Consider the following 21,134-nt stretch of genomic DNA (forward strand, 5'->3'; position numbering starts at 1 on the left):
TTGAAACTCCTTGGCAGTACCTCTTTGGAAGCAGTCGTATGTTCAGCCCTGACACCTCCATCAGTGAGTTCATCCCGTTGTCGTCGCATGTCGCTCCGAACGTGGTCAAGACCACGGGCGGCGACTACCTGATGACCTGGCATCTGGAAGGACTGCCGTTCGTCGGCCGTGAGGAGTGGGAGCTCGAGCATCGCCACAACACGTTCAACCGCCTGCTGCAGACCCTGCGCGCACCGGACTTCGTCAACGTCGCTTTCTGGGTGCACGACATCCGTCGCCGCCGCACGCTGAAGGGCAAGAGCAGCTACAAGCAGCGCTTCAACCAGGACGTGTCCGACCAGTACATGGGCATGTTGTCCTCGCAGCGCATCATGCAGAACGAGCTGTACCTGACCATGATCTACCGCCCGGTGGTGGCCGGTAAGCGCTTTGTCGAAAAGTCGGCGAACGTAGACAAGCTGCGCGCCGAGCAGGAACAGGCGGTCGAGAAGCTGATGGAACTGGCCGGCAACGTCGAGGCCGTGATCCGCGACTACGCGCCGTATCGCCTGGGCATGTACGAAGCCAAGAACGGTGTGGTGTTCTCGGAAACGCTGGAGCTGTTCGGCTACCTGATCAATCGCATCGATGAGCCGGTGCCGGTGCTGTCGGCGCCGATCAAGGATTACCTGCCTGTCAGCCGCCACATGTTCTCGGCCAAGACCGGCGATTTTGCGATCAACACCCCCAATGGCGCCAACCATTTTGGCGCCATCCTGAACATCAAGGAGTATGCCGAGGGGACCTACCCGGGCATCCTCAACGGCCTGAAGTACCTGGATTACGAGTACGTCATCACCCATTCGTTCAGCCCGATGGGGCGTCAGGATGCGCTGAAGGTGCTCGACCGCACCAAGGGCATGATGATCTCCTCCGGCGACAAGGCGGTCAGCCAGATCGTCGAGCTGGACCAGGCCATGGATCAGCTGTCGTCGGGCAACTTCGTGCTGGGTGAATACCACTTCATCATGGCGGTCTACGGCGACACGCAGGCCAAGCTTTCGCAGAACGTCGCCTCGACCCGTGCCGAGCTGTCCAACGCCGGTTTTGTGTCGACCAAGGAAGACCTGGCGGTTACCTCGTCCTTCTATTCGCAGCTGCCGGGTAACTGGCGCTACCGCACTCGCCTGGCCAATGTCAGTTCGCTGAACTTCCTGGGCCTGTCGCCGCTGCACAACTTCGCCACCGGCAAGCAGCACAACAATCCGTGGGGCGACTGCGTCACCACGTTGCAGACCACCAACGGCCAGCCGTACTACTTCAATTTCCACGCGACCCATCCGTCGGAAAACTCGCTGGGCGAGAAGGCGATCGCCAACACCATGGTGATCGGCAAGTCCGGTACCGGTAAGACCGCGCTGATCAACTTCCTGCTCAGCCAGGTGCAGAAGTACGAGCCGTCGCCGACCATCTTCTTCTTCGACAAGGATCGCGGCGCGGAGATCTTCGTGCGTGCCTGCGGAGGCAACTACCTGGCCCTGGAGAACGGCGCGCCGACCGGCTTCAACCCGTTCCAGTGCGAGAACAACGAAGCCAACGTGCAGTTCTTGGCCGACCTGATCAAGGTCTTGGCCGGCAAGCGTGAGTACAGCGCCCGCGAGGAAGAAGACATCTATCGCGCGGTGGAAAGCATGCTCGATACGCCGATGCACCTGCGCAGCATGACCAACTTCCAGAAGAGCCTGCCCAACATGGGTGACGATGGCCTCTACGCGCGCATGCGCCGCTGGACCTCGGGCAATTCGCTGGGCTGGGTATTCGATAATCCGATCGATACCGTTGACCTGAGCAAGGCCAACATCATCGGTTTCGACTACACCGACATCATCGACAACCCAGAAGTCCGCGTGCCGGTCATCAACTACCTGCTGCACCGCCTGGAGTCGCTGATCGACGGCCGTCCGCTGATCTACGTGATGGACGAATTCTGGAAGATCCTGGACGGCGAAGGTGGCCTGAAGGAGTTCGCTAAGAACAAGCAGAAGACCATCCGTAAGCAGAATGGTCTGGGCATCTTCGCTACGCAGAGCCCGGAGGATGCGCTGAAGAGCGATATCTCCGCCGCCCTGATCGAACAGACCGCCACGCTGATCCTGCTGCCGAACCCGAACGCCAGCAAGAGCGACTACATGGATGGCCTGAAGCTGACCGAGGCCGAGTTCAATGTGGTTACCGCCTTGGACGAGCGCTCGCGTTGCTTCCTGGTCAAGCAGGGTCATGCGTCCAGTGTCTGCCAGCTCAACCTGCGCGGCATGGACGACATCCTGTCGGTGATCTCGGCGTCGACCGACAACATCGACATCATGCATCGTGTCCTGCAGACCGCCGCCGTGCGTGCACGTGTGACGGTGGATGAGCTGACGCCGGAACAGTGGCTGGAAGATTTCTACAAGAACCGCAAGGGCTCCGGAAAGCCCGCATCCAACAGCAAGGAGGTTGCAGCATGACTGTCGCAACAGACGTGAACGCAGCAAGCCCTTTGAATTCGATGGAGAAGAACATGGAAACCACTGCCCGTACTGCCAAGACGCCGAGTGCAGTCTCCCGGCTCCGTTCCACCGCCATGGCGATTTCCGTCGCCGCATTGCTCAGCTTCCCCGTGAAGGGATACACCATCCCGGTGGTTGAGGTTGGCTTGAATACCTTCAACAGCACGCTGACTGAGGTCCATACGCTTGCCGCTCAGGGGGAAGCCTTGCTCGAGTACAGTACCCAGGCGCAACGGTTTCTGGAAACAACTCAGAACTGGGCGCAGAAGCTGGCGAAGTTCAATCAGATCATCGCCTCGCCACTGATGCCTCAAGGCGTGAAGCTGGAGCCGGTTCCGCTTGAGTGGAATGTCGCCGAGCGCTGCGGCGCCGGCAATATCATGAGCCTGAGCGGTATCCTCACTGCGTTGGACTTGAGCCCGGGTGGGGACATCGTGGCCCAGCAGCGCAACATCTGCGCTGCAATCCAGGTCATGGAGAATCAGAAGTACAACGAGACCGTGGAAGTTGTGCAGAAGACGATGCCCGACATGCGCAGGGTGCTGGACAGGATCAAGGATATCCGTGATCTGTGGAGCGGCGAGGGTGCGATGGCAGAGGCCTCCGCGAATGCAGTCGTTTCTGATGCCTATATGCAGGCAGATTTTGCGACCTGGGAAAAGAAGACTGAAGGGTATGACAAGCAGATTCAGGCGCTGACCAAGATGCAGCAGATTCTTGCGCAGCGCGCATTGAAGGGTACCGGCCAGTCACCTCTCGGTACCGTAGTGAAGGCCGCGGCACTGAAGGCAGCGCTCTCCAACTGATTAGACGCTGCTCCGGTCGAGCTGCAATCACATTCTAGGTGAAGTTATGGATCTTGGGCTGATGGATGGCATCTTGGGGCAAGGCCCCCTGCACATGCTGCAGAATCTGCACGCGTCATCCTCAATTGGGGACTTTGTGTTCTTCCGGCTTATCCTCGATTACCTGCATAAGGAAATCGCGGAGTACGGCGTCAAGCTGCTTGGACGCATGATGGCGTGGGTCGGTGGCATTGCACTGACTCTCATGACGCTCTGGGTGCTGATTCAGGGTTTCCGGATCGCCACCGGTCGCAGCCGCGATTCGATGATGGTGCTCGTGACCAACATGGCCAAGGCTGCGCTGATCGTGTCGGTTGCCACGACCATGGGTATGTTCGGTCGCGAGATGCATGGCTTTCTCATCAATGACGTGAAGAACGAGATCACTTACGTCGTGACCGGGAAGAAGGACTCACCGGAGGATCTGATCGATGAGAACCTGGGGTACATGCAGCTGGCGCTATCCAGCGTTGACGCGCTGGACGTGATGAGTGACGTGACGCTGGACAACGCGAAGACCCGTGCCATGTGGTTCATTGGTATGGGCACGGGTGGTCCGGCAGTCACGGCTGGCTCAATGCTTCTGCTGTACGAGGTCGCGCTGGCGTTGTTCATCGGCCTGGGGCCACTGTTCATCCTGTGCTTGCTGTTTGACCAGACCAAGCAGCTGTTCCAGAAGTGGCTGCTCTACGGCATAGGCACGATGTTCTCCATGGCGGTTCTGGCAGCCATGACCGGCATTGCGATGAAAATGGTGTCCAAGGTTGCGTTCGCCTTTTGGGGAAGCACGTTGACGGGTACGCTGATGGGTGAGAATTTCAGCGAAGGTATGTCGAGCATGGCGCTGCAGCAAGGCGGCATGGGCCTGATCCTGACCACTCTGATCCTGACTGCGCCCCCAATGGCGGCGATGTTCTTCCAGGGAACATTGGGCAGCTTCATGGCATATTCGCAGATAGGCGGTAGTGCGGTGCCGGCATCGCCGGGCCCGAATGGTCAGCCGCCGGGTTCGACGGGCGGGCAGAGCTATAAACCGAGTTCGCCTTCTGTGACGCAAGCTGATGCTGGTGGTGTGGGGCAGGTGGTCAGTCCACGATTGCATGGCGCAGGCGATTCGGTGCCGTCAGCCTCTGGTCTTAGGGGGAATGCGAATTCCGGTGCCGTCTAGCTGGTCCAATGAGAAGGGAGTGAGAACAGTTTTATGAATGGAGCAAAGCAATGGGTGATTCTTCTCTTCTTTCTTCTCGTCTCATTGACCGAAGTTGCGTTCGCTGAAGGCAATTGTCCGCCAGGGTACTACCCAATTGGAGGTCAGGGCGCCCGAGGTTGTGCTCCCATTCCAAGTGGCGCACCGAGTAGCACATCGAGTGGCGGGATTTCCGAATTGCCCGCAAACTCTCCTACTGGGCGATGGACCAAGACATGGGGGGCGATTGCTGAATCGAAAGCAACTCAGGACGCGGGCACCTCTGTCGGTAAGCGATCCAAGGGGGAGGCTTCTCGTGAGGCAATCTCAAAATGCAGATCAGCTGGTGCTGCTGATTGTTCGGTTAGCTTCACGTATCAAAATCAGTGTGTCTCGTGGGTCATTCCAAGGGGGCGTTCTGGCGCGGGCCGTGCTGGGATTGGAGCTGGTCCCACGCCCGAAAGGGCCAAATTCAACGCGCAAGCCATGTGCAAAAATGATCAGCCGGGATATTGCGAAGAGATCTATTCGGACTGCAGTAAGCCGATATTTGATGAATTCTAAGTTGCAGGCTTATGTCGAGCCCTGATATTTCGGTTCATTGATGTGACCGGCATCGCGATGAGGATGGTGTCCAAGGTTGCGTTCGCCTTTTGGGGGAGCACGTTGACGGGTACGCTGATGGGCGAGAATTTCTGCGAAGGTATGTCGGGCATGGCACTGCAGCAAGGCGGCATGGGCTTGATCCTGATCACGCTGATCTGACTGTGCCCCATCGGCGGCGATGTTCTTCTAGGGAACATTGGGCAGCTTCATGGCATATCCGCAGATAGGCGGTAGTACAGTGCCAGCATCGCCGGGCCCGAATGGTCAGCCGCCGGGTTCGACGGGCTGCGGGCAATACAAGCCGAACGCACCGGCGACTCACGAATCTCAATCGATGGGTATAGGCTCTGCAGTCACTCCGAGATTGCAGGGTGCCTTTGACTCTCCGCCACCATCGTCTGGGCTTAGAGGAAATGCGAATGGCAGCGCTGCATAGCGAGTTCGATATGCATGATAAAGATCGAGGTGGCGGGCGATGAAAATTCTTGTATCGCAAGCGATTCTCGCCAGTTCTTTGATCTTGGGCGTAGCGTATCAATCCTTTGCCGAAGGTAATTGCCCTCCTGGTTACTACCCGATTGGGGGGCAAGGGGCACGTGGGTGTGCGCCGATACCCGGGGCCGCCAGTGGAGGTGGTACCACAGCGGAGATTCAGCTTGCCAGTCCTACTGGCAAGTGGGTGCGAACCTGGGGGGGCGATAGCGTCTTCCAAGAACACTCAAGATGCAGGAGTGTCGACGGGAAAGAGAGTCAAGGAGCAAGAGGCTCTTTCCAAGTGTGCATCGGGAGGCGCGCGTGACTGCAAGGTCGATTTGGCCTACTTCAATCAGTGCGCTTCTTGGGTCGTTCCAAGTGGGCGTTCTGGGGGCGGGCAGTCGGGCGTGGGCGGTGGGCCCACGCCGGAGCGAGCGCTATTTGCGGCCCAGTTAATGTGCAAGAATGATCAGCCAGGAAAATGTGTGGAGTTCTATGCCAGCTGCACGAAACCGATTTTTGAGGAGTTCTAGTTCTCTTCAATAGTTAATTGATAGCCTTGGAGATTGCAACGCCGAATAGCCGCTGGTGGGCGCTATTAGCGATTCGCCTTCTACGAGCGATAGGACGCGAGGGGCGCCACGTGGGGTGCTGTACCGCGTTAGGACTCAAGCGGCAGCGCCGTGTGTGCGTCATCGGGCGACTGGAGTTGCCAGCGTCTTTGGGTTCAATTGGGGGCATTCAGGTCCTCTGATTCGGAGCCAAATTCGTGCGGTGGGTGCTTTTAGTGCTCACATCATGGGTGTCGAATCTCTGCGGCAGGCGCGATTGTAAGTAGTAATTTCCCATTTGGCGGGCGAAGAATCGCCATGGCGGGCTAAGGGGTTTTAATATGTGTTCCAGGGCTCGCTATGCGCTCTGATGGAGCGCAATGTAAAGTGGCCTGCTCCGCTTGTTCTAAGCCGATCTATGAGATGGAGGAAATGTCAATCGCGGTACCGTCTGGCTGGTCCAGTGAGAAGGGAGTGAGAACAGTTTTATGAATGGAGCAAAGCGGTGGGTTATTCTTTTCTTCTTTCTTCTCTTCTTGTTGACCGAAGTTGCGTTCGCTGAAGGCAATTGTCCGCCCGGGTATTACCCTATTGGCGGTCAGGGCGCGCGCGGATGTGCGCCGATTCCGGGAGGTGCCGCTGGAAGCGCTGCCCCCTCTGAGATCCGTCTCGCAACTCCGACTGGCAAATGGACCAAGACCTGGGGGGCAATTGCGGAGTCGAAGAGCACTCAGGATGCCGGGGTTTCAACAGGGTTGCGATCCAAGAATGAGGCTGAGCGCGAAGCAGTTTCAAAGTGTGGGGCTTCAGGTGCCCGAGACTGCACAGTCAGCATGAGCTATTTCAATCAGTGTATTTCCTGGGTCATTCCAAGTGGGCGATCCGGTGCCGGGCGTGCGGGACTTGGGACAGGGGCTACCCCCGAGTTGGCGCATGTCGCGTCGGAAGCAATGTGCCGCAATGATCGCGCAGGACGATGTGAAGTGTTCTATTCGAACTGTACCAAGCCATTGTTTGATGAATTTTGACCAAGGGCGTGCGGCAAGGAATATCAGAGCAATGGCATACCAGGAGACGCGCGCGCCGGTCGAGTCAATGCGTTGCCTGAGTGCCCCAAGCGGTCAGCCGAGCACGAATCTCCCGAGCATGGCAGCGGTCCTGCATCGGCAGTCGCCAGACAGGCTGCGCGCCTGATTGCACGAGTGGCCTCAGCCAGACGCCGCACCGCAAAGAAAAGAACAGTCGCATGGTGGCCAATATCGCCCACTCTTGGAGCGCGATCGCCGCTGGCAGTGCGCCGAAGGGCTCCGCGATCCATTTGGGGTTGAACGAGCGTGATGCACGTGACACCGCGGTCAGTCAGTGCGGAGCAGGTGACTGCAAAGTGGTGGCTGCTGTCACGCTTGGCCAGTGCGCCGCAGTGGTCCGTGCCCGCAGTAGTGGCAGTGACGTTGAGCAGACCTATTCTGCAGTGGCCGGGACACTGCCCGAGGCGGAGGAAAAGGCAGTGGGAGAATGTATCGATGCCGATGCGAAAGCCTGTTCTCTGCTACTCAACAACTGCACGTGAGGCTACAGGCGATTTGGGGGCGTTGCGCCGCCTTCGACCGTCTTGCTTCGTGGATGCAGCCCCGAATTTTGTGACTGGTAGCGCCATTTCAAGCTTTCGATCTTCGACGCAAGCGACCTCCTCGCGCTAAGCTCTCTTGGCGTCAGAAAAATGACGCTTCGGCGCTACCGATTGCAGGAGCTTTCCCGTCCATGAGGACCCTGTCCCCCCGCTCAATGGGTGACGCTTGCCACCGTCGCTGCCACGGTGCTCCCGGAGCTATCATCCGCATCTGCAGGGTGACTGGCGCGACTGGGCAACGCCACTATGCCTGCCTACGACGCGAGCATCGGCGAGACGATATTGAAGGAGTGGGAGGGGATGGAAGACAGGGCTGGCGCACACATGGACGATGCCCTGGCATTTGTTCCGTCCGGTGCGAACCTGCTGGAAGCCGTCAGGGGCGAGCTCAACGGCGATGGCATCGAGTATCAGCTGCTGGTCATCGATCAGCCGACGCCGGAAGGGCTGGTGCCTGGCCAGCACGGACCCAACCGGGTGCTGCTGTTGCTGCGCGGTGACGGGCGCGGGCGCTGGCAGCTGGCTGCGCGCAACGACAAGCTGGTGCCGTGTTCCACCCGAGGTGGCCTGGCCGGCGATCCTTTTGCGTATGCAATGGTCGAGGAAGGCACCTTCAGCGTGATCACCAACGGCGGTAGCCGCGAGCGCTGGAGCAGCACCTACCGGTTCCGCTATGCGCCCGCGGACAAGGCCTGCTGGGTGGACGGGGTGAGATGCAAGGTCGTGGATATCGAGACCGAAGCGACCAATGTCCGTGATTACTCGGTGGCGGAGCTGGGCAGGGTGCGGTTCGAGGACTTCGACCCGTCCAGTGTCGCCGAGGTGTCGCTTCCATGAGCAAAGCTCCAACCGGCGGAAGGGAATCCGCGCTGATGAAGATTCAGGAGTTGCACCGTGTCGCAGGATAGAGAGTCGCAGCTGTTGCGGCAGGCCACGGAGGCCGGCATGACCTCGTCCCGGGAACTGGCCAACTTCATGGCGCAGGCCGGGCACGAGTCCCGTGGCCTGAGCCGGCTCAATGAAAGTTTCAACTTCACCCGGGGTATCTCGCAGATCCCGGTGGAAGCGGCGTGGCGCAATGGCAATGGCGCGCTTGAGAGCGCCCGCCAGGAGGCGCTGCGTGGGCGGCCGGAGAACCTGGCCGAACTGATGTATGGCGGGCGCATGGGCAATGACGCGCCCGGTGACGCACTGAAGTATCACGGACGTGGCTATCTGCCGCTGGTCGGCAAGGAGAATTACGAGCGTGCCGGCAAGGCGCTGGATCTGGACCTGGTGAATCAGCCGGAACTGGCTGCGCAGCCCGAGCACGCAGGCCGTATTGCGGTCTGGCAGTGGCAGACGCGGGTACCCGAGGCGGCGCGCGAGGATGTGCGCGAAGCGACGCGTGCGATCAACGGCGGCCTGAACGGTATCGAGGCCCGCCAGCAGAGATTCGATGTGTGGCAGCAGAAGCTGACGCCTGATGTGATGGCGCGGCTGGAGCGGGGCGAAGTCGGGGCGCCGGCCCAGCAGGCCACCGTGCGCGACATGTCGCAGCCGGGCGAGCCGGGACACGGCCTGTTCCAGGGGGCGCGCCAGCACCTGCAGCAGATGGGACCGCAGAGCGGATTGCGCAGTGGGCAGGAGCTTGACAATGCCGCCGGCGCACTGGCGCTGAGCGCGCAGAAGGCCGGGATGTTGCGCATCGATCACCTCCTGGCCGGCAATGATGGCCGCACGCTGTTTGCGGTGCAGGGCGCGCTGGGCGATCCGGCCATGTTGCGCGCATCGGTCGATCGCGAACAGGCGGCGCAGCAGCCGCTGGCGCAGAGCAGCCAGCAGTTGGCCGCCAGCGTTGCGCAGCAGGACCCGGCGGCTGCGCTTGCCCGCGAGCACGAGCAGCGTTCGCGATCCCTGTAACACCTGACGCCGGCGGGCGGGGTGCCCGCTGGCGATCTACGTACGACGCGTGGCGCCCCCGTGGCGCCGACATGGAAACCCACTTGTAAGGACACCACATGCGAATCGTTCCCTCGAATGCCCGGCACGCCGCTGCCCGCTGCAATGCATCCATGCGCCGCCTGCCGCCGCTCTGGCTGCTGTCACTTGGACTTGCCGCAGCGTCGGCACAGGCTCAGGAGGCGGCGGCACCCGCCGTGGAGACGCCCCTCGCTGCAGAGGCAACCGTTGACGCGCCTGCAGGGGCGGCGCCCGTTGCAGCACCCATGGCGGCCGAAGCTGTGGTCGTGGCACCGGCTCCCGAAGTACCGGTTGCCGTGACACCTCCTGCGACACCTGTGGTGGACGCGCAACCGGCGCCGACTGCGGAACCGGCGCCTGCGCCCGTTCCGCCCGCAGCGGCGGCGCCTGTGGCTGCATCGCCTGCCGTCGTCGAACCAACGGTCCCGGCGGTAGCGCCGGCACCGCCTGCATTGGCCATCGTGCCGTTGCCGCCCGAGCAGGCGACCGAGCGTGCGCTTGGTGCCCGCTGCCCGGTGGATCTGGCCGGGCGCCTGGCGACCCAGGGCGACCTGCTGATCGGCGCCTGCCAGGGCACGATGCCGGCGCATCTGGCTGCGATGCTGGTCGCGCTGCCCCAGCAGGACATCCACCTGCCGCGCAGCTGGCGCGAGCGAGAGGTACAGCAGAAGGCCTGGTTCAAGGCCGTGCCGGGCTACGGCCAGCGCCCGGACTTCATCGTGCGGATGGGTGACATCTGGGTGCGTTCGCTGGAAGGGCGCGACGCCGACAGCACGTTCTATCTGGTGTCAGCGCCGTTCACCTGCAGCGACCGGGTCGCCAACCCCGATGAGTACGGCGCGGAGCCGGTACGTGTGCCAGCGGGTGACTGCCGCGAGGCCTATATGGCCCAGCGCGTGTACCAGGTGCGTGGGGACGCCGCGCCGAGGGATGTGACCGCCGATGCCATGCCGGCCATGCCCCAGGTGACGGAGGCTGAACGTGCGCGCCAGCTGTCGCGCGAGGGCCGGATCAGCCTGGACCACAGCAAGTTGCAGTACGGTCCGGCCATGCGCTGGTTCGTGCAGTACCCCGAGTCGGCGCAGAAGGGCAGTCCGCGTGCCTACAGCGACTGGAACCGCGAGCACATCGCGTTCGTGGTCTGGACCGGTGATCGCTTCGAGCTGCGAGAGAAGGTGGCGCGTGCGCAATGGCCCTGCGATCCGGTGGCACCAGGCGATCGCGCCTGTGGTGGATTCCCGGATTCCGGGCCGGATCTGTTCGTGACCGCCAATGGGTCTGGAGCGATCGCAGCCTCCAGCCCCTGAGGCGCGGTGTCGAGCTGAAGCGGGAGCCGGAATGACCGGCTCCCGTGCTGTCCGTCAGGCCTGCAGGCTGCGAGTCTGATTCTGCTGCTGCTCCAGCTGTTGGTCGCGCTCCAGTTCAAGGCGCTGGCCTGCGGCCTGCTGGTCGATGCGCTGGCTGCTCTGTTCCAGCGGTGTGTTCATTGCTACCGCCGTATCCACCGACACGCGCAGGTGGGCGGGATCACCGCCCTGGCCCTGCACGGCGAAGCTGCGCGAGGCATCGGCATTCATCACCACGTCGTCGATGCGCTTACCGCCTGCCGCGTGCATTTCGGCAGCCAGGCTGCCTGCCAGCTGCGTGCTCATTACGTCCGGCACGCGTCCGACGCGCACGTCCTGCGCGTGCACGCCGCGGATCGCATCGTTGAACAAGGGATTGCCAAGATGGTTGGCATCGTCCATGCGCAGCATGCTGGTGTGATGGCCGTTCTTCTCTGCTTCGCGGCGTGCCGGCTCACCGGGCTGCAGCGGGCCGCGGATATGGTCGTACAGATCGACGGCGCCGCCCGGAATGCCGCGTGCCGCGCGGGTGACACCACGACGCAGTGATTCGACATCGTCGCGGTACTCCTCGATCATCTTGGCGTTGTCTTTTGCCAGCTTCTGCGTTTCCGGATGTTTCAGCACTGAGCCGTCGCCGAGGAAGTTGCCCAGCTTGTGCGCGCCGAACGAGCTTCCCGCCGCGACGAGCGGGCTGTCCGGGATGAGGGCGCGCATCGGGTGATTGCTGAAGCCGTTTGCGGCGAGTGTCTTGATCTCATCCGGCTTGGCATAGATGCGCACCTGGCCGAAGTGCGGCGAGGCCGAGCTGACCGGATCGGAGGCCATGACGTGGTTGATCATGGTGTTGCCGCCTTCCGGGATGCGGTAGCTGAGGCTGACCGCGCCATAGGCGTTGAAGGTCTCGCCCTTGACGTTGAAGTGGTGCGAGGTGATCTGGGCCAGGGCGCCGCCGAGAGAGTGGCCGGTGACGGTGACCTGGGGGGCGGGTACACCGTTCAAGCGCGATTGAAGCGCGACGCCTTCAAGCGTCCTCTGTGTCAAGGCAATCGCGTCGGGCGCCTGCACGTTGGTGCGCGCAACCACCATGCCGCCATCGGTCAGAATCGCATCGCGAGCTATCTGCTCGGTGCCACGATGCGCAATGACGATCTCTTTGCTGTCTACGCGCTGATAGACAGTACCTTGATAGCCGTTGAGACGATTGTTGACATGCTCAAGTATCTTGTACTCATGGCCGTTTAACGTGACCTTCTCTTCCTGGCCGGGTTCACGTCGGCCGACGGCCCGATCCTTGTAGGCGTCATCAGATAACGCGGCGTAATCCTGGGAGGTGATGGTCACGGCGCCACCTCACTTGCGGAGAGGGTGATCGTAAACAGCTTGTCCTGAAGATCAGGGGCGTAATTGCTGCGATCGGGCTCGCCGCTGGCGGGGAAATTCGGAACGCGATCTGCCTTCGGATAGACCAGATCCGGATAGTAGAGCGTATGCGCGCCACCTTCGGTCAGCGGCTTGGCGTCAACGAAGGTGAGGAAGCGGGTCTCTTCTTCAGCGCCCGTTGCCTTCAGCATTGCCCCGGCACCGGTGAACTCCCACTTGCACACGCCACGACCGTAGTAGTCTTCATCCAGCATGCGGTCCACATACAGCGTGCCCCGGTACTCGCCATCGGCGACCTTGCGCAGCTCCACTGGCTCCTGGCTGGTAATGCGAGCAGCCGTACCGGTGGCTGGCTCGATGTGGCCGCACTGGTCTTCGTTGGTGACGTCGTACTGAGCCACGCCCTTGACCAGAGCGAAATCGCCGGGGGCATCCTTCAGGCGCAGCACCAGTTCATAGGCCTTGCGCGGGCTGGGGTTGAGCTTTGCGAGCCCGCGCCCACCCTGGGCGACATCGGCTTCAGCAGCGGCACGTTCCTGGTTCATGGCGGTCTCCGGATGGCAGGCGGTCAACAGAAGCAGAGCAAGGCACGGAATCATCTTGTGGCGCAATGTCGGCCTCCTTGGGGATAGAGGTAAATGTGACACTGGCAGTTCATGGCGCGAGCTTCTGCACAGTGGTGGTGGTCGAGAACAGCGCGTCGCGCAGCTCTTCTTTGTACGCTGACGGATCTTCCTTGCCACTTGCAGGATAGTTGGCAGCAAGTTCGGCGCGAGGATAGGCAGCCTTCGGATAGTAGAGAGTCAATGGCGATTCGGCGTTCATGCGTTCCTTTCTGAAATACGTCAGGAATCGCGTATCCGCCTTGCCGGTCGTGGCGCGCAGCATCGTGCCAACACCCGTCAGCGACCAATGGCAGACGCCACGCCCGTAGTAGTCCTCGTCCTGCATACGGTCGAAGTAGAACGTGCCGCGATACTCGTTCTCGCCGATCTTGCGCAGCGTGACGGGCTCTTGGCTGGTGATGCGGCCCGCAGTGCCTGTCGCGGGTAAGATCCGCCCACAATCTGCGTAGTTGCTGGCGTCATACTGGGCCACGCCCTCAACAATCGCGAACGGGCCCGGTGCGTTCTTCAGTGTCAGCACCAGCTCATAGGCCTGCTTCGGGGCCGGGTTGAGCTTGGCCAGGCCGCGTCCACCCGCGTCGACGTCACGCTCGGCATCGGCGTACGGCGAGCACGCCGCCAACGGGAGGAGGGTGAGCAATGCCAGCAATGGCCGTCCCCTGTGTGCGCGGTGTGCTACACCCATGGCCCGATCCTGCATCGTGCGTCCATGTCCATATATCCTTCCTGGGTGGCAGGTTTCTCGATTATGGAGCGTGCCGGGAGCCCTGTGCCACCCCTCGAGACGGATTTTTGACGCGCCCAGGGCGAGCCGCGCCGGCAGATCGCTTGCCGCACAGGGCATCCCATCGTCGCGTTGGCTCTGCTGCCGGACGCAGGTTCGTAGCTGAATCCGTGACGGAAACCGATCATTCACATGTCCATCACTTCATCAAAGGCGTTCTCCTTGAACTGCACGATCCGCCCCGAAACCCGCGAAGACCACGCGGTCATCCATGCACTCACCGAGGCGGCCTTCCGCGAAGCCCCGCACAGCAGCCACACCGAGCAGTTCATCGTCGACGCGCTGCGTGCACGCGGAGAGCTGAGCATTTCGCTGGTCGCCGAGCGGCAAGGGCAGGTGGTCGGCCACATCGCGCTGTCGCCGGTGACGATCAGCGATGGCAGCACCGGCTGGTTTGGCCTGGGGCCCATCTCGGTGCTGCCCGGATGGCAGGGGCAGGGCATTGGCGCGGCGCTGATGCACGCGGCGCTCGACGCATTGCGTGAGCAGGGTGCGCAGGGCTGTGTCTTGCTGGGGGAGCCCGCGTATTACGGACGGTTCGGGTTCCGCGCCGAGCCGGGCCTGGTGCTGCCGGGTGTTCCGCCAGAGTACTTCCAGGCGCTGTGCCTGCGGCCGCCGATGGCGCAGGGCGAGGTGAGCTATTCCACGGCCTTTGAAGCCACCGCCTGAGCATGCGGGAGGTCAGGGCGCACGCCAGACGGTGGGCTCGGGTTGCGGCTTGGGAATGCGGTAGCCGCCGATGTGTTCAAGCAGTTCATTGGTGCGACGCTGCTCGGCCAACAGCTCGCGCAGCAGATTGCGCACCGCGAAGATCGCGAACGGCACCAGGATCCATACCAGACTGATTCCCAGCGCGAACAGGGTCAGCAGGGCTCTGCCACCGTCCATGCACGGCACTCCTCTCCGAAAGCAGCCACGCTAGCACGTGGCTGCTGCCGATGGATGTCAGGCGTTGTACCGGAGATGGATCAGGGGATACGGACGGCCCTGCGAATCGAGCGGTGAGCGGCCGGTTTCGACGAAGCCCATGCGGACGTAGAAGCCAACGGCCTGCGCGTTCTGTTCGTTGACGTCGGTACTCAGCTGCGGATGCAGGGCGAGTGCGTGCTGCAACAGCTGCCGACCGATACCAGTGCCGCGCACGTCGGGATCGATGAACAGCGCTTCCATGTGTGTGCCGTCGATCAGCATGAAGCCCAAGGGCCGATCCTGCGCATCGACGGCAACGGTCATCGGCGCCTGTGGCAGGAAGGCAGCCACTTCGGCATCGATGGCCTGACGGTCTTCGGCGCTGAGGAAATCGTGGGTGGCGTCGACGGCGCGGCGCCAGAGGTCGACGAGGGCGGTGCCGTCGTCGGCGCGCGAGGGGCGCAGGGTGGTCATGGGTTCACCAAGGTGCTTGACAGGAATGCGCAGTATGAAGTTTTCCGGCGGCGCCTGCAGAAGTGGATTCACCCGGTGTGGCGATGGCGGATGAAGGGGCTGTAGGCTGTGGCCTCTGCGCGCAGCACCACGCCGTCCTCGAAATCTCCGCTGTCGTTGAAAGGCACGGTGGGCCACTGCGGCCATTGCGCGAGTCGTTCGCAGTAGCAATCGGCGGCCGCAGCCAATGCCTCGTCGTGCGCCTGCACGCGCTCCGGTGCCAGCCCGGAACGCACACCATGCACCACATGCGGTTCCATCACGTCGAAGCCGACGTAGCGCAGGCTGTACATCAACGGCCACAGCAACAACCGGGTATCACCCTCGCGGCCGTCGACGGCGCAGGCCCGTGCCGATGAGCCGGTGGTGATGCTCAGCAACGCGCGCTTGCCGCGCATCACGCCGTGCTCGTGGCGCTGGCGGCTGTTGTACATCGGCCCGTAGACCAGCACGCGGTCCAGCCAGCCCTTGAGGATGGCCGGTGCCGCGAACCACCACAGCGGGAACTGCAGGATCAGCAGGTCAGTGGCCTGCAGCAGCTGCAGGTGGCGGCGCACGTCGGTGGGCAGAAGATCATGCTCGGCGCTGTGGCGTTGTTCGCGCTGGGCATCGAAGCGTTCGCGCTGCAGGCGCTGAGGATGGTGGTATGCGGCTTCCAATGGATCGAAGCCTTCCGCATACAGATCGATTGCCTCCACCTGCACACCGTCACGCCGCAGCTGCTCGGCGGCCTGCGCGGCCAGATGGGCGTTGAACGAGCGGGGTTCGGGATGGGCAAGCAGGATCAGGGCGCGCATGGGGCGAGGTGTTGGTGGAGTGTGCGACCATCCTCGCGATGCCGGAGTGCCCCGGCAATTACGCACCTTGAGGTAACCATGGCCTATCCGGGCGATGTCTATGCCGCCGATTGCTCGGCACGCGATGCGCTGGCGCTGATCTCCGGCAAGTGGGTGATGCTGCTGTTGCCAGCGTTGGCGCAGGGCCCGCAACGCAACGGCGCACTGCTGCGGAAGATCGAAGGCATCTCGCAGAAGGTGCTGACGCAGACCCTGCGGCAGCTGGAGCGCAACGGCCTGGTGGAGCGCTGCGATCTGGGGAGCAAGCCGCTGCATGTCGAATACCGGTTGACCGAGGTTGCGCGCAGCCTGGTAGACACCCTGACCGCGCTGGACCGTTGGGCAGAGCACAATTTCCCGGCGCTGGACGCCGCCCGCGAGCGCTTCGACGCGCGTTAGCGGCGCCTGCACGGCCCCGGGCGTACAATGCGGCCCCGGCGGCCATCCTGGCCCTGTAGACACGCGAGAACCGCCATGACCGATGCCCTGGGTGTACCGGTGCACGACGCCGATGAACGCTGGATGCGCCATGCGCTGGCGCTGGCCGAGCGTGCGCAGCGCGAGTTCGACGAGATCCCGGTCGGTGCGGTACTGGTGAGCGCCGATGGCCAGCTGCTGGGCGAGGGCTGGAACCTCAACATCGCCTCGCACGACCCCAGTGCGCATGCCGAGATCGTAGCCATGCGCGCCGGTGGCAGGTTGCTGGCCAACCACCGGTTGCTTGGCAGCACCCTGTACGTGACCCTGGAGCCCTGTGCGATGTGCGCGATGGCGATCGTGCATGCACGCGTCTCGCGCCTGGTCTACGGCGCCAGCGACCCCAAGACCGGGGCCTGCGGCAGCGTGTTCGACCTGCTCGGCGATACCCGCCACAACCACCGCGTCGAGATCCACGGCGGGGTGCTGGCCAAGGAGGCCAGCATGCGCCTGACCAACTATTTCCGTGCCAAGCGTGGCAAGCCGCCGCTGCTGCTGGAAGACCATGCCGGCGAGGCCTGAGGGGCGAACGGGTATGATGGGCGCCTCTTTCCTTCACCGGTAGGCCGCGCGCCTGCCCAGCAACGAGGCGACACATGGCGGACAACGGCGCGGCCAACGAACGACTGATCTGGATCGACCTGGAAATGACCGGGCTGGATACCGACAACGATTCGATCATCGAGATCGCCACCGTGGTCACCGATGCCCAGCTGAACGTATTGGCCGAAGGTCCGGAGTTCGCCATCCACCACCCGCTTGAAACCCTGGAAGCGATGGATGAGTGGAACCGCAACCAGCATCGCCGTTCAGGCCTGTGGCAGCGCGTGGTGGACAGCACCACCACCCTCGGCCAGGCCGAGGCACAGACAGTGAACTTCCTGGCGCAGTGGATTCCGGCCGGCCTGTCGCCGATGTGCGGCAACTCCATCTGCCAGGACCGCCGCTTCCTGCACCGCCAGATGCCGCGCCTGGAGAAGTACTTCCACTACCGTAACCTGGACGTGTCCACGGTGAAGGAACTGGCCAAGCGCTGGGCGCCGAACGTGGCCGCTGGCGTCGGCAAGAACAGCAATCACACCGCGCTGAGCGACGTGCACGATTCGATCGCCGAGCTGCGCCACTACCGCCAGTTCATGGGCGCGCTGTCGGGCCTGCCGACCTCTTGACCGGTAGCGCCGGCCGCTGGCCGGCAATCCCACGGGGGCGGCCCCCTTTCCAGCGGAAAGGGCCCTGACTCCCGCGACGAACCGTTCAACCATCCGGCGCTAAGATCAGCGCCATGAACGAGCCCATCCTGCTTCCCCGCGACATTGCCCACGACGCCCGCGACTGGTCCGACCTGCAGCGGGCGGTGGCCTTGCTTGAAGCGCCGACCCTGACCGCGCGCATGGCCAACCTGGTCGGCACGCCGCTGGAGTTCGCGGTGAAGGCGCTGCCCAAGGCGGTCTCCGGCCGCATCCACGGGGCGGTGCAGGCGGCGCTGTCCAAGTCGGCGCAGGCGGCCCTGTGGAGCATGGACAACTCACCTGGCAAGGGAGCGTCCACCCGCTGGCACAAACTGGCGGCAGCCACCTCGGGTGCGGTCGGCGGGGCCTTCGGCTTCGCGGCCTTGTTCATCGAGCTGCCGGTGTCGACCACCATCATGATGCGCGCGGTGGCGGACGTGGCCCGCAGCGAGGGTTTCGACCTGTCCGAATTCAGCACCCGCCAGGCCTGCCTGGAGGTGTTCGCGCTGGGCGGCAACTCGCCGCGCGATGATGCCAGCGAGACCGGCTACTACCTGGCCCGCGGCTTCACCACCGACGTGATGCGCCATCTGTCGGCCGAACTGGCCGGGCGCGTGGTGACCGGCCGCGACCTGACCCTGGGCGTGGCGCCGAAGGAAGCTGGCAAGCTGCTGGCGAAGATGGTGGAGAAGGTGGCGGCGCGCTTTGGCGTAGTGGTTACCGAGAAATTCGCCGCGCAGGCGGTGCCGATCGTCGGTGCGGCCGCAGGTGCAACACTGAATACCATGTTCACCGATTACTACCAGGACATGGCGCGCGGCCACTTCATTGTGCGTCGGCTGGAGCTCAAGTACGGGGAAGACGTGGTGCGCAGCTGCTATGACCGCGTGGCACATGGCGCGGTCAAGATTGAGCCGACGCTGTAATCGGTACTGGGGTCAGAGTCCTTTGCGTTGCAAAGGGATCCGACCCCGGTTGCGCGCGGGGTCGGATCCCGTTCCGCAGGAAGGGGCTCTGACCCCTGGGCGGCCATCCTTGCCTCGGGGGAACAATTGTTTTGCCGGCGCATGCCTGTTGCATGGCAGTCGGCATCCCCATCCTTTGCGGCACTCCCCCCCGCAAGAGATTGCCGCCATGATGTTCACCCCCCACCGCCTGGGCGCGCTGACGTTGCCCAACCGCATCGTGATGCCGCCGATGACACGCTCGCGTGCAGCGCACGGCAACGTCGCCACCGCAGATATGGCCGCGTATTACGCGCAGCGCGCAAGTGCCGGCCTGATCGTCAGCGAAGGCACCCAGATCAGCCCGCAGGGCCAGGGTTATGCCTGGACCCCGGGCATCCACAGCCCGGAACAGGTGCAGGGCTGGCGCCGGGTGACCGATGCGGTGCACGCCGCTGGCGGCCGCATCTACGCCCAGCTGTGGCATGTGGGCCGGGTCTCGCACGTGGCCCTGCAGCCCGGCGGCGCCGCGCCGGTGTCGTCGTCGGCGCTGCTGGCCGAGGGCGCGAAGGTATTTGTCGACCCCACCGGCGCAGGCCCGGAAGCGGGCGTGGGTGAAATGATCCAGCACTCGATGCCGCGCGCGCTGGCCGAGGACGAGATTCCGGGCATCATCGCCGACTATGCCCAGGCCGCCCGCAATGCACTGGCCGCCGGCTTCGATGGCGTCGAGCTGCACGGGGCCAATGGCTACCTGATCAACCAGTTCATCGACTCGCAGGCCAACCAGCGCAGCGACGGCTATGGCGGCTCGCTGCAGAACCGGCTGCGTTTCCTGCGCGAGGTCGTGGAGGCGGTGACCGCGGTGACGGGCGGTGATCGTGTGGGCGTGCGCCTGGCGCCGCTGACGACGCTGCAGGGCGCGGTGGACGATACGCCGCAGGCTACCTACCTGGCCGCGGCGCACCTGCTGGGTGCGCTGGGCGTGGGCTACCTGCACATCGCCGAAGCCGACTGGGACGATGCACCGCCGATGCCGGTGGCCTTCAAGCAGGCGCTGCGCATGGTCTACCCGGGCACCCTGATCTACGCCGGCAAGTACACCGCCGAGCGCGCCGAGCAGGCACTGGCGGAAGGCTGGGCCGACCTGATCGGCTTCGGTCGCCCGTTCATCGCCAACCCGGACCTGCCGGAGCGCCTGCGTCTGGGTGCGGAATTGAATCCGCCGGATCGGGCGACGTTCTTCGGCGGTGGTGCGGTCGGGTTCACCGATTACGCGACGCTGGAAGAGAGCGTCGCGGCCTGATCCTGGAGGCTGCCGGCCAGCGGCCGGCACTACCGGGGCGCGCGGGGCAGGGTAGTGCCGGCCGCTGGCCGGCATTTCTGTGTCGGATCAGGGCTTGTCGCGCACCAGCGCGTCGGCCTCGACCACGCCGCCATCCTTGCCATGCAGGTACAGGTGCATGTCCTGCTGCGGATACGGGATGTTGATGCCGGCCTTGTCGAAGCCCAGCTTGAGCTGTTCCAGCAGCGTGACCTTTGTACCGAACCAGTCGGCCGACTTCACGTAGCAGCGGATGCCAAGATTGATCGCGTGCGCGCCCAGCTCGTACACCACCACGTCCGGTGCCGGCGTCTGCAACACGCGCGGGTCGGCCTTCATCAGCGCCAGCGCGGTGTCGCGCGCCAGCTGGATGTTGTCTTCATAGCCGATGCCCACCACCAGTTCGACGCGGCGGGTCGGCTCGGCGGTCAGGTTGATGATCGGCGCGGCGGTGATCAACGTGTTCGGAATGGTGGTGTGCTGGTTGTCGGCACCGGTGATGACGGTCTGGAAGATGCGCACTTCGCGCACCGTGCCGGTTTGTCCGGCCACCGTCACCACATCACCGACGCGGAACGGGCGCAGCGTCACCAGCATCACGCCCGAGGCGATGTTGGACAGCGAATCCTTCAGCGCCAGGCCTACCGCCAGGCCGGCGGTGCCAAGTACGGCCAGCAGCGGGGTGATCTGCACGCCCAGCGTGCCGATCGCCAGCACCACCACGATCACCAGCGACGCGGCGTACACCACGTTGCGCAGGAAATTGCCCAGCATCGGGTCCACGCCCATGCGCGCGGTGGCGCGTGGCATCGCGTTGGACAGGCGTCGTGCCACCCACATGCCGACCAGCAGCACCACGATCGCGGCCAGCAATGGCACGCCGTAGGTCTCCAGCAGGCGTTCCCAATCGAGCGAGTGGAACCAGGGCGTTGCGGCGGGAGCGGGTGCGGCGGCGACGATCATGCGGAAATCCTTTGCTGC

General features: G+C 63.4%; 24 protein-coding genes. 17 read left to right on the forward strand and 7 right to left on the reverse strand.

What is annotated here, in order from left to right; genetic code table 11:
* The first annotated feature begins 38 nt into the window (after positions 1-38).
* The 11 genes from ACXI0D_RS16255 to ACXI0D_RS16305 all read left to right on the forward strand — a co-directional run bounded on the left by ACXI0D_RS16255 (position 39) and on the right by ACXI0D_RS16305 (position 11,089).
* Positions 39-2,486, forward strand: coding sequence for a VirB4 family type IV secretion/conjugal transfer ATPase (locus ACXI0D_RS16255; RefSeq protein WP_101765721.1), 2,448 nt, complete (start codon positions 39-41; stop codon positions 2,484-2,486).
* Entirely contained in the window at positions 2,483-3,334 is an 852-nt protein-coding gene (locus tag ACXI0D_RS16260; protein ID WP_101765720.1) for a hypothetical protein, read from the forward strand. Before ACXI0D_RS16255 ends, ACXI0D_RS16260 begins: the two co-directional genes overlap by 4 nt.
* Before the next feature lie 61 nt (positions 3,335-3,395).
* Positions 3,396-4,541, forward strand: coding sequence for a TrbL/VirB6 family protein (locus ACXI0D_RS16265; RefSeq protein ID WP_119006458.1), 1,146 nt, complete (start codon positions 3,396-3,398; stop codon positions 4,539-4,541).
* Between the two features lie 33 nt (positions 4,542-4,574).
* Complete coding sequence (locus ACXI0D_RS16270) at positions 4,575-5,123, forward strand: DUF4189 domain-containing protein (protein WP_223224465.1); 549 nt, start codon at positions 4,575-4,577, stop codon at positions 5,121-5,123.
* A gap of 42 nt (positions 5,124-5,165) precedes the next feature.
* Positions 5,166-5,324 (forward strand): hypothetical protein, encoded by a 159-nt coding sequence (locus tag ACXI0D_RS16275; RefSeq protein WP_223224464.1) that lies wholly within the window; start codon positions 5,166-5,168, stop codon positions 5,322-5,324.
* 572 nt (positions 5,325-5,896) lie between these two features.
* Positions 5,897-6,172, forward strand: a complete 276-nt coding sequence (locus ACXI0D_RS16280) for a DUF4189 domain-containing protein (protein ID WP_259337398.1) — start codon at positions 5,897-5,899, stop codon at positions 6,170-6,172.
* Positions 6,173-6,678: 506 nt separating this feature from the next.
* Positions 6,679-7,218 (forward strand): DUF4189 domain-containing protein, encoded by a 540-nt coding sequence (locus ACXI0D_RS16285; protein WP_119006457.1) that lies wholly within the window; start codon positions 6,679-6,681, stop codon positions 7,216-7,218.
* A gap of 218 nt (positions 7,219-7,436) precedes the next feature.
* Positions 7,437-7,760 (forward strand): DUF4189 domain-containing protein, encoded by a 324-nt coding sequence (locus ACXI0D_RS16290; protein ID WP_101765717.1) that lies wholly within the window; start codon positions 7,437-7,439, stop codon positions 7,758-7,760.
* Between the two features lie 360 nt (positions 7,761-8,120).
* Positions 8,121-8,657: a hypothetical protein gene (locus ACXI0D_RS16295; RefSeq protein ID WP_101765716.1), complete on the forward strand. Its 537-nt coding sequence runs from the start codon at positions 8,121-8,123 to the stop codon at positions 8,655-8,657.
* 57 nt (positions 8,658-8,714) lie between these two features.
* A complete protein-coding gene (locus tag ACXI0D_RS16300) occupies positions 8,715-9,722 on the forward strand; it encodes an XVIPCD domain-containing protein (protein ID WP_101765715.1) in 1,008 nt (335 codons plus the stop codon).
* Positions 9,723-9,820: 98 nt separating this feature from the next.
* Complete coding sequence (locus ACXI0D_RS16305) at positions 9,821-11,089, forward strand: hypothetical protein (protein WP_424143698.1); 1,269 nt, start codon at positions 9,821-9,823, stop codon at positions 11,087-11,089.
* Positions 11,090-11,143: 54 nt separating this feature from the next.
* On the opposite strand, the gene ACXI0D_RS16310 is transcribed toward ACXI0D_RS16305, so the two are convergent.
* The 3 genes from ACXI0D_RS16310 to ACXI0D_RS16320 are packed head-to-tail and all read right to left on the reverse strand — an operon-like array spanning position 11,144 to position 13,822.
* Positions 11,144-12,472 (reverse strand): XVIPCD domain-containing protein, encoded by a 1,329-nt coding sequence (locus ACXI0D_RS16310; RefSeq protein WP_479642808.1) that lies wholly within the window; start codon positions 12,470-12,472, stop codon positions 11,144-11,146.
* Positions 12,469-13,122, reverse strand: a complete 654-nt coding sequence (locus tag ACXI0D_RS16315) for a hypothetical protein (RefSeq protein WP_119006455.1) — start codon at positions 13,120-13,122, stop codon at positions 12,469-12,471. The genes ACXI0D_RS16310 and ACXI0D_RS16315 overlap by 4 nt, the downstream gene beginning before the upstream one ends.
* 43 nt (positions 13,123-13,165) lie before the next feature.
* On the reverse strand, positions 13,166-13,822 hold the full coding sequence (locus ACXI0D_RS16320; protein WP_479642809.1) for a hypothetical protein: 657 nt from the start codon (positions 13,820-13,822) through the stop codon (positions 13,166-13,168).
* Positions 13,823-14,083: 261 nt separating this feature from the next.
* Here ACXI0D_RS16320 and ACXI0D_RS16325 point away from each other — a divergent pair, with 261 nt between their 5' ends.
* Entirely contained in the window at positions 14,084-14,590 is a 507-nt protein-coding gene (locus tag ACXI0D_RS16325; RefSeq protein WP_049444279.1) for a GNAT family N-acetyltransferase, read from the forward strand.
* A 12-nt stretch (positions 14,591-14,602) separates the two neighbouring features.
* On the opposite strand, the gene ACXI0D_RS16330 is transcribed toward ACXI0D_RS16325, so the two are convergent.
* The 3 genes from ACXI0D_RS16330 to ACXI0D_RS16340 form a co-directional block, all read right to left on the reverse strand.
* On the reverse strand, positions 14,603-14,809 hold the full coding sequence (locus ACXI0D_RS16330) for a hypothetical protein (protein ID WP_049444278.1): 207 nt from the start codon (positions 14,807-14,809) through the stop codon (positions 14,603-14,605).
* A gap of 57 nt (positions 14,810-14,866) precedes the next feature.
* Entirely contained in the window at positions 14,867-15,304 is a 438-nt protein-coding gene (locus tag ACXI0D_RS16335; RefSeq protein ID WP_049444276.1) for an acetyltransferase, read from the reverse strand.
* Between the two features lie 68 nt (positions 15,305-15,372).
* Positions 15,373-16,140 carry an NAD(P)H-dependent oxidoreductase gene (locus ACXI0D_RS16340; protein ID WP_119006453.1) on the reverse strand — a complete coding sequence of 256 codons (768 nt, stop codon included), beginning with the start codon at positions 16,138-16,140 and terminating at the stop codon, positions 15,373-15,375.
* 78 nt (positions 16,141-16,218) lie between these two features.
* On the opposite strand from ACXI0D_RS16340, the gene ACXI0D_RS16345 reads away from it, so the two are divergent.
* The 5 genes from ACXI0D_RS16345 (at position 16,219) to ACXI0D_RS16365 (ending at position 20,135) form a co-directional block, all read left to right on the forward strand.
* Positions 16,219-16,578: a winged helix-turn-helix transcriptional regulator gene (locus tag ACXI0D_RS16345; RefSeq protein WP_014037629.1), complete on the forward strand. Its 360-nt coding sequence runs from the start codon at positions 16,219-16,221 to the stop codon at positions 16,576-16,578.
* 75 nt (positions 16,579-16,653) lie between these two features.
* A complete protein-coding gene (gene tadA, locus ACXI0D_RS16350) occupies positions 16,654-17,178 on the forward strand; it encodes a tRNA adenosine(34) deaminase TadA (protein WP_119006452.1) in 525 nt (174 codons plus the stop codon).
* Positions 17,179-17,252: 74 nt separating this feature from the next.
* Complete coding sequence (gene orn, locus ACXI0D_RS16355; RefSeq protein ID WP_119006451.1) at positions 17,253-17,825, forward strand: oligoribonuclease; 573 nt, start codon at positions 17,253-17,255, stop codon at positions 17,823-17,825.
* A 113-nt stretch (positions 17,826-17,938) separates the two neighbouring features.
* Positions 17,939-18,811, forward strand: coding sequence for an EcsC family protein (locus tag ACXI0D_RS16360; RefSeq protein WP_119006450.1), 873 nt, complete (start codon positions 17,939-17,941; stop codon positions 18,809-18,811).
* 208 nt (positions 18,812-19,019) lie between these two features.
* Positions 19,020-20,135 (forward strand): alkene reductase, encoded by a 1,116-nt coding sequence (locus ACXI0D_RS16365; protein ID WP_119006449.1) that lies wholly within the window; start codon positions 19,020-19,022, stop codon positions 20,133-20,135.
* Positions 20,136-20,222: 87 nt separating this feature from the next.
* Here the strand turns inward: ACXI0D_RS16365 and ACXI0D_RS16370 are convergent, their stop codons facing one another.
* Positions 20,223-21,116, reverse strand: coding sequence for a mechanosensitive ion channel family protein (locus tag ACXI0D_RS16370; protein WP_014037624.1), 894 nt, complete (start codon positions 21,114-21,116; stop codon positions 20,223-20,225).
* Positions 21,117-21,134 lie beyond the last annotated feature (18 nt).

The sequence above is a fragment of the Stenotrophomonas sp. C9D9 genome (genome assembly GCF_056491205.1).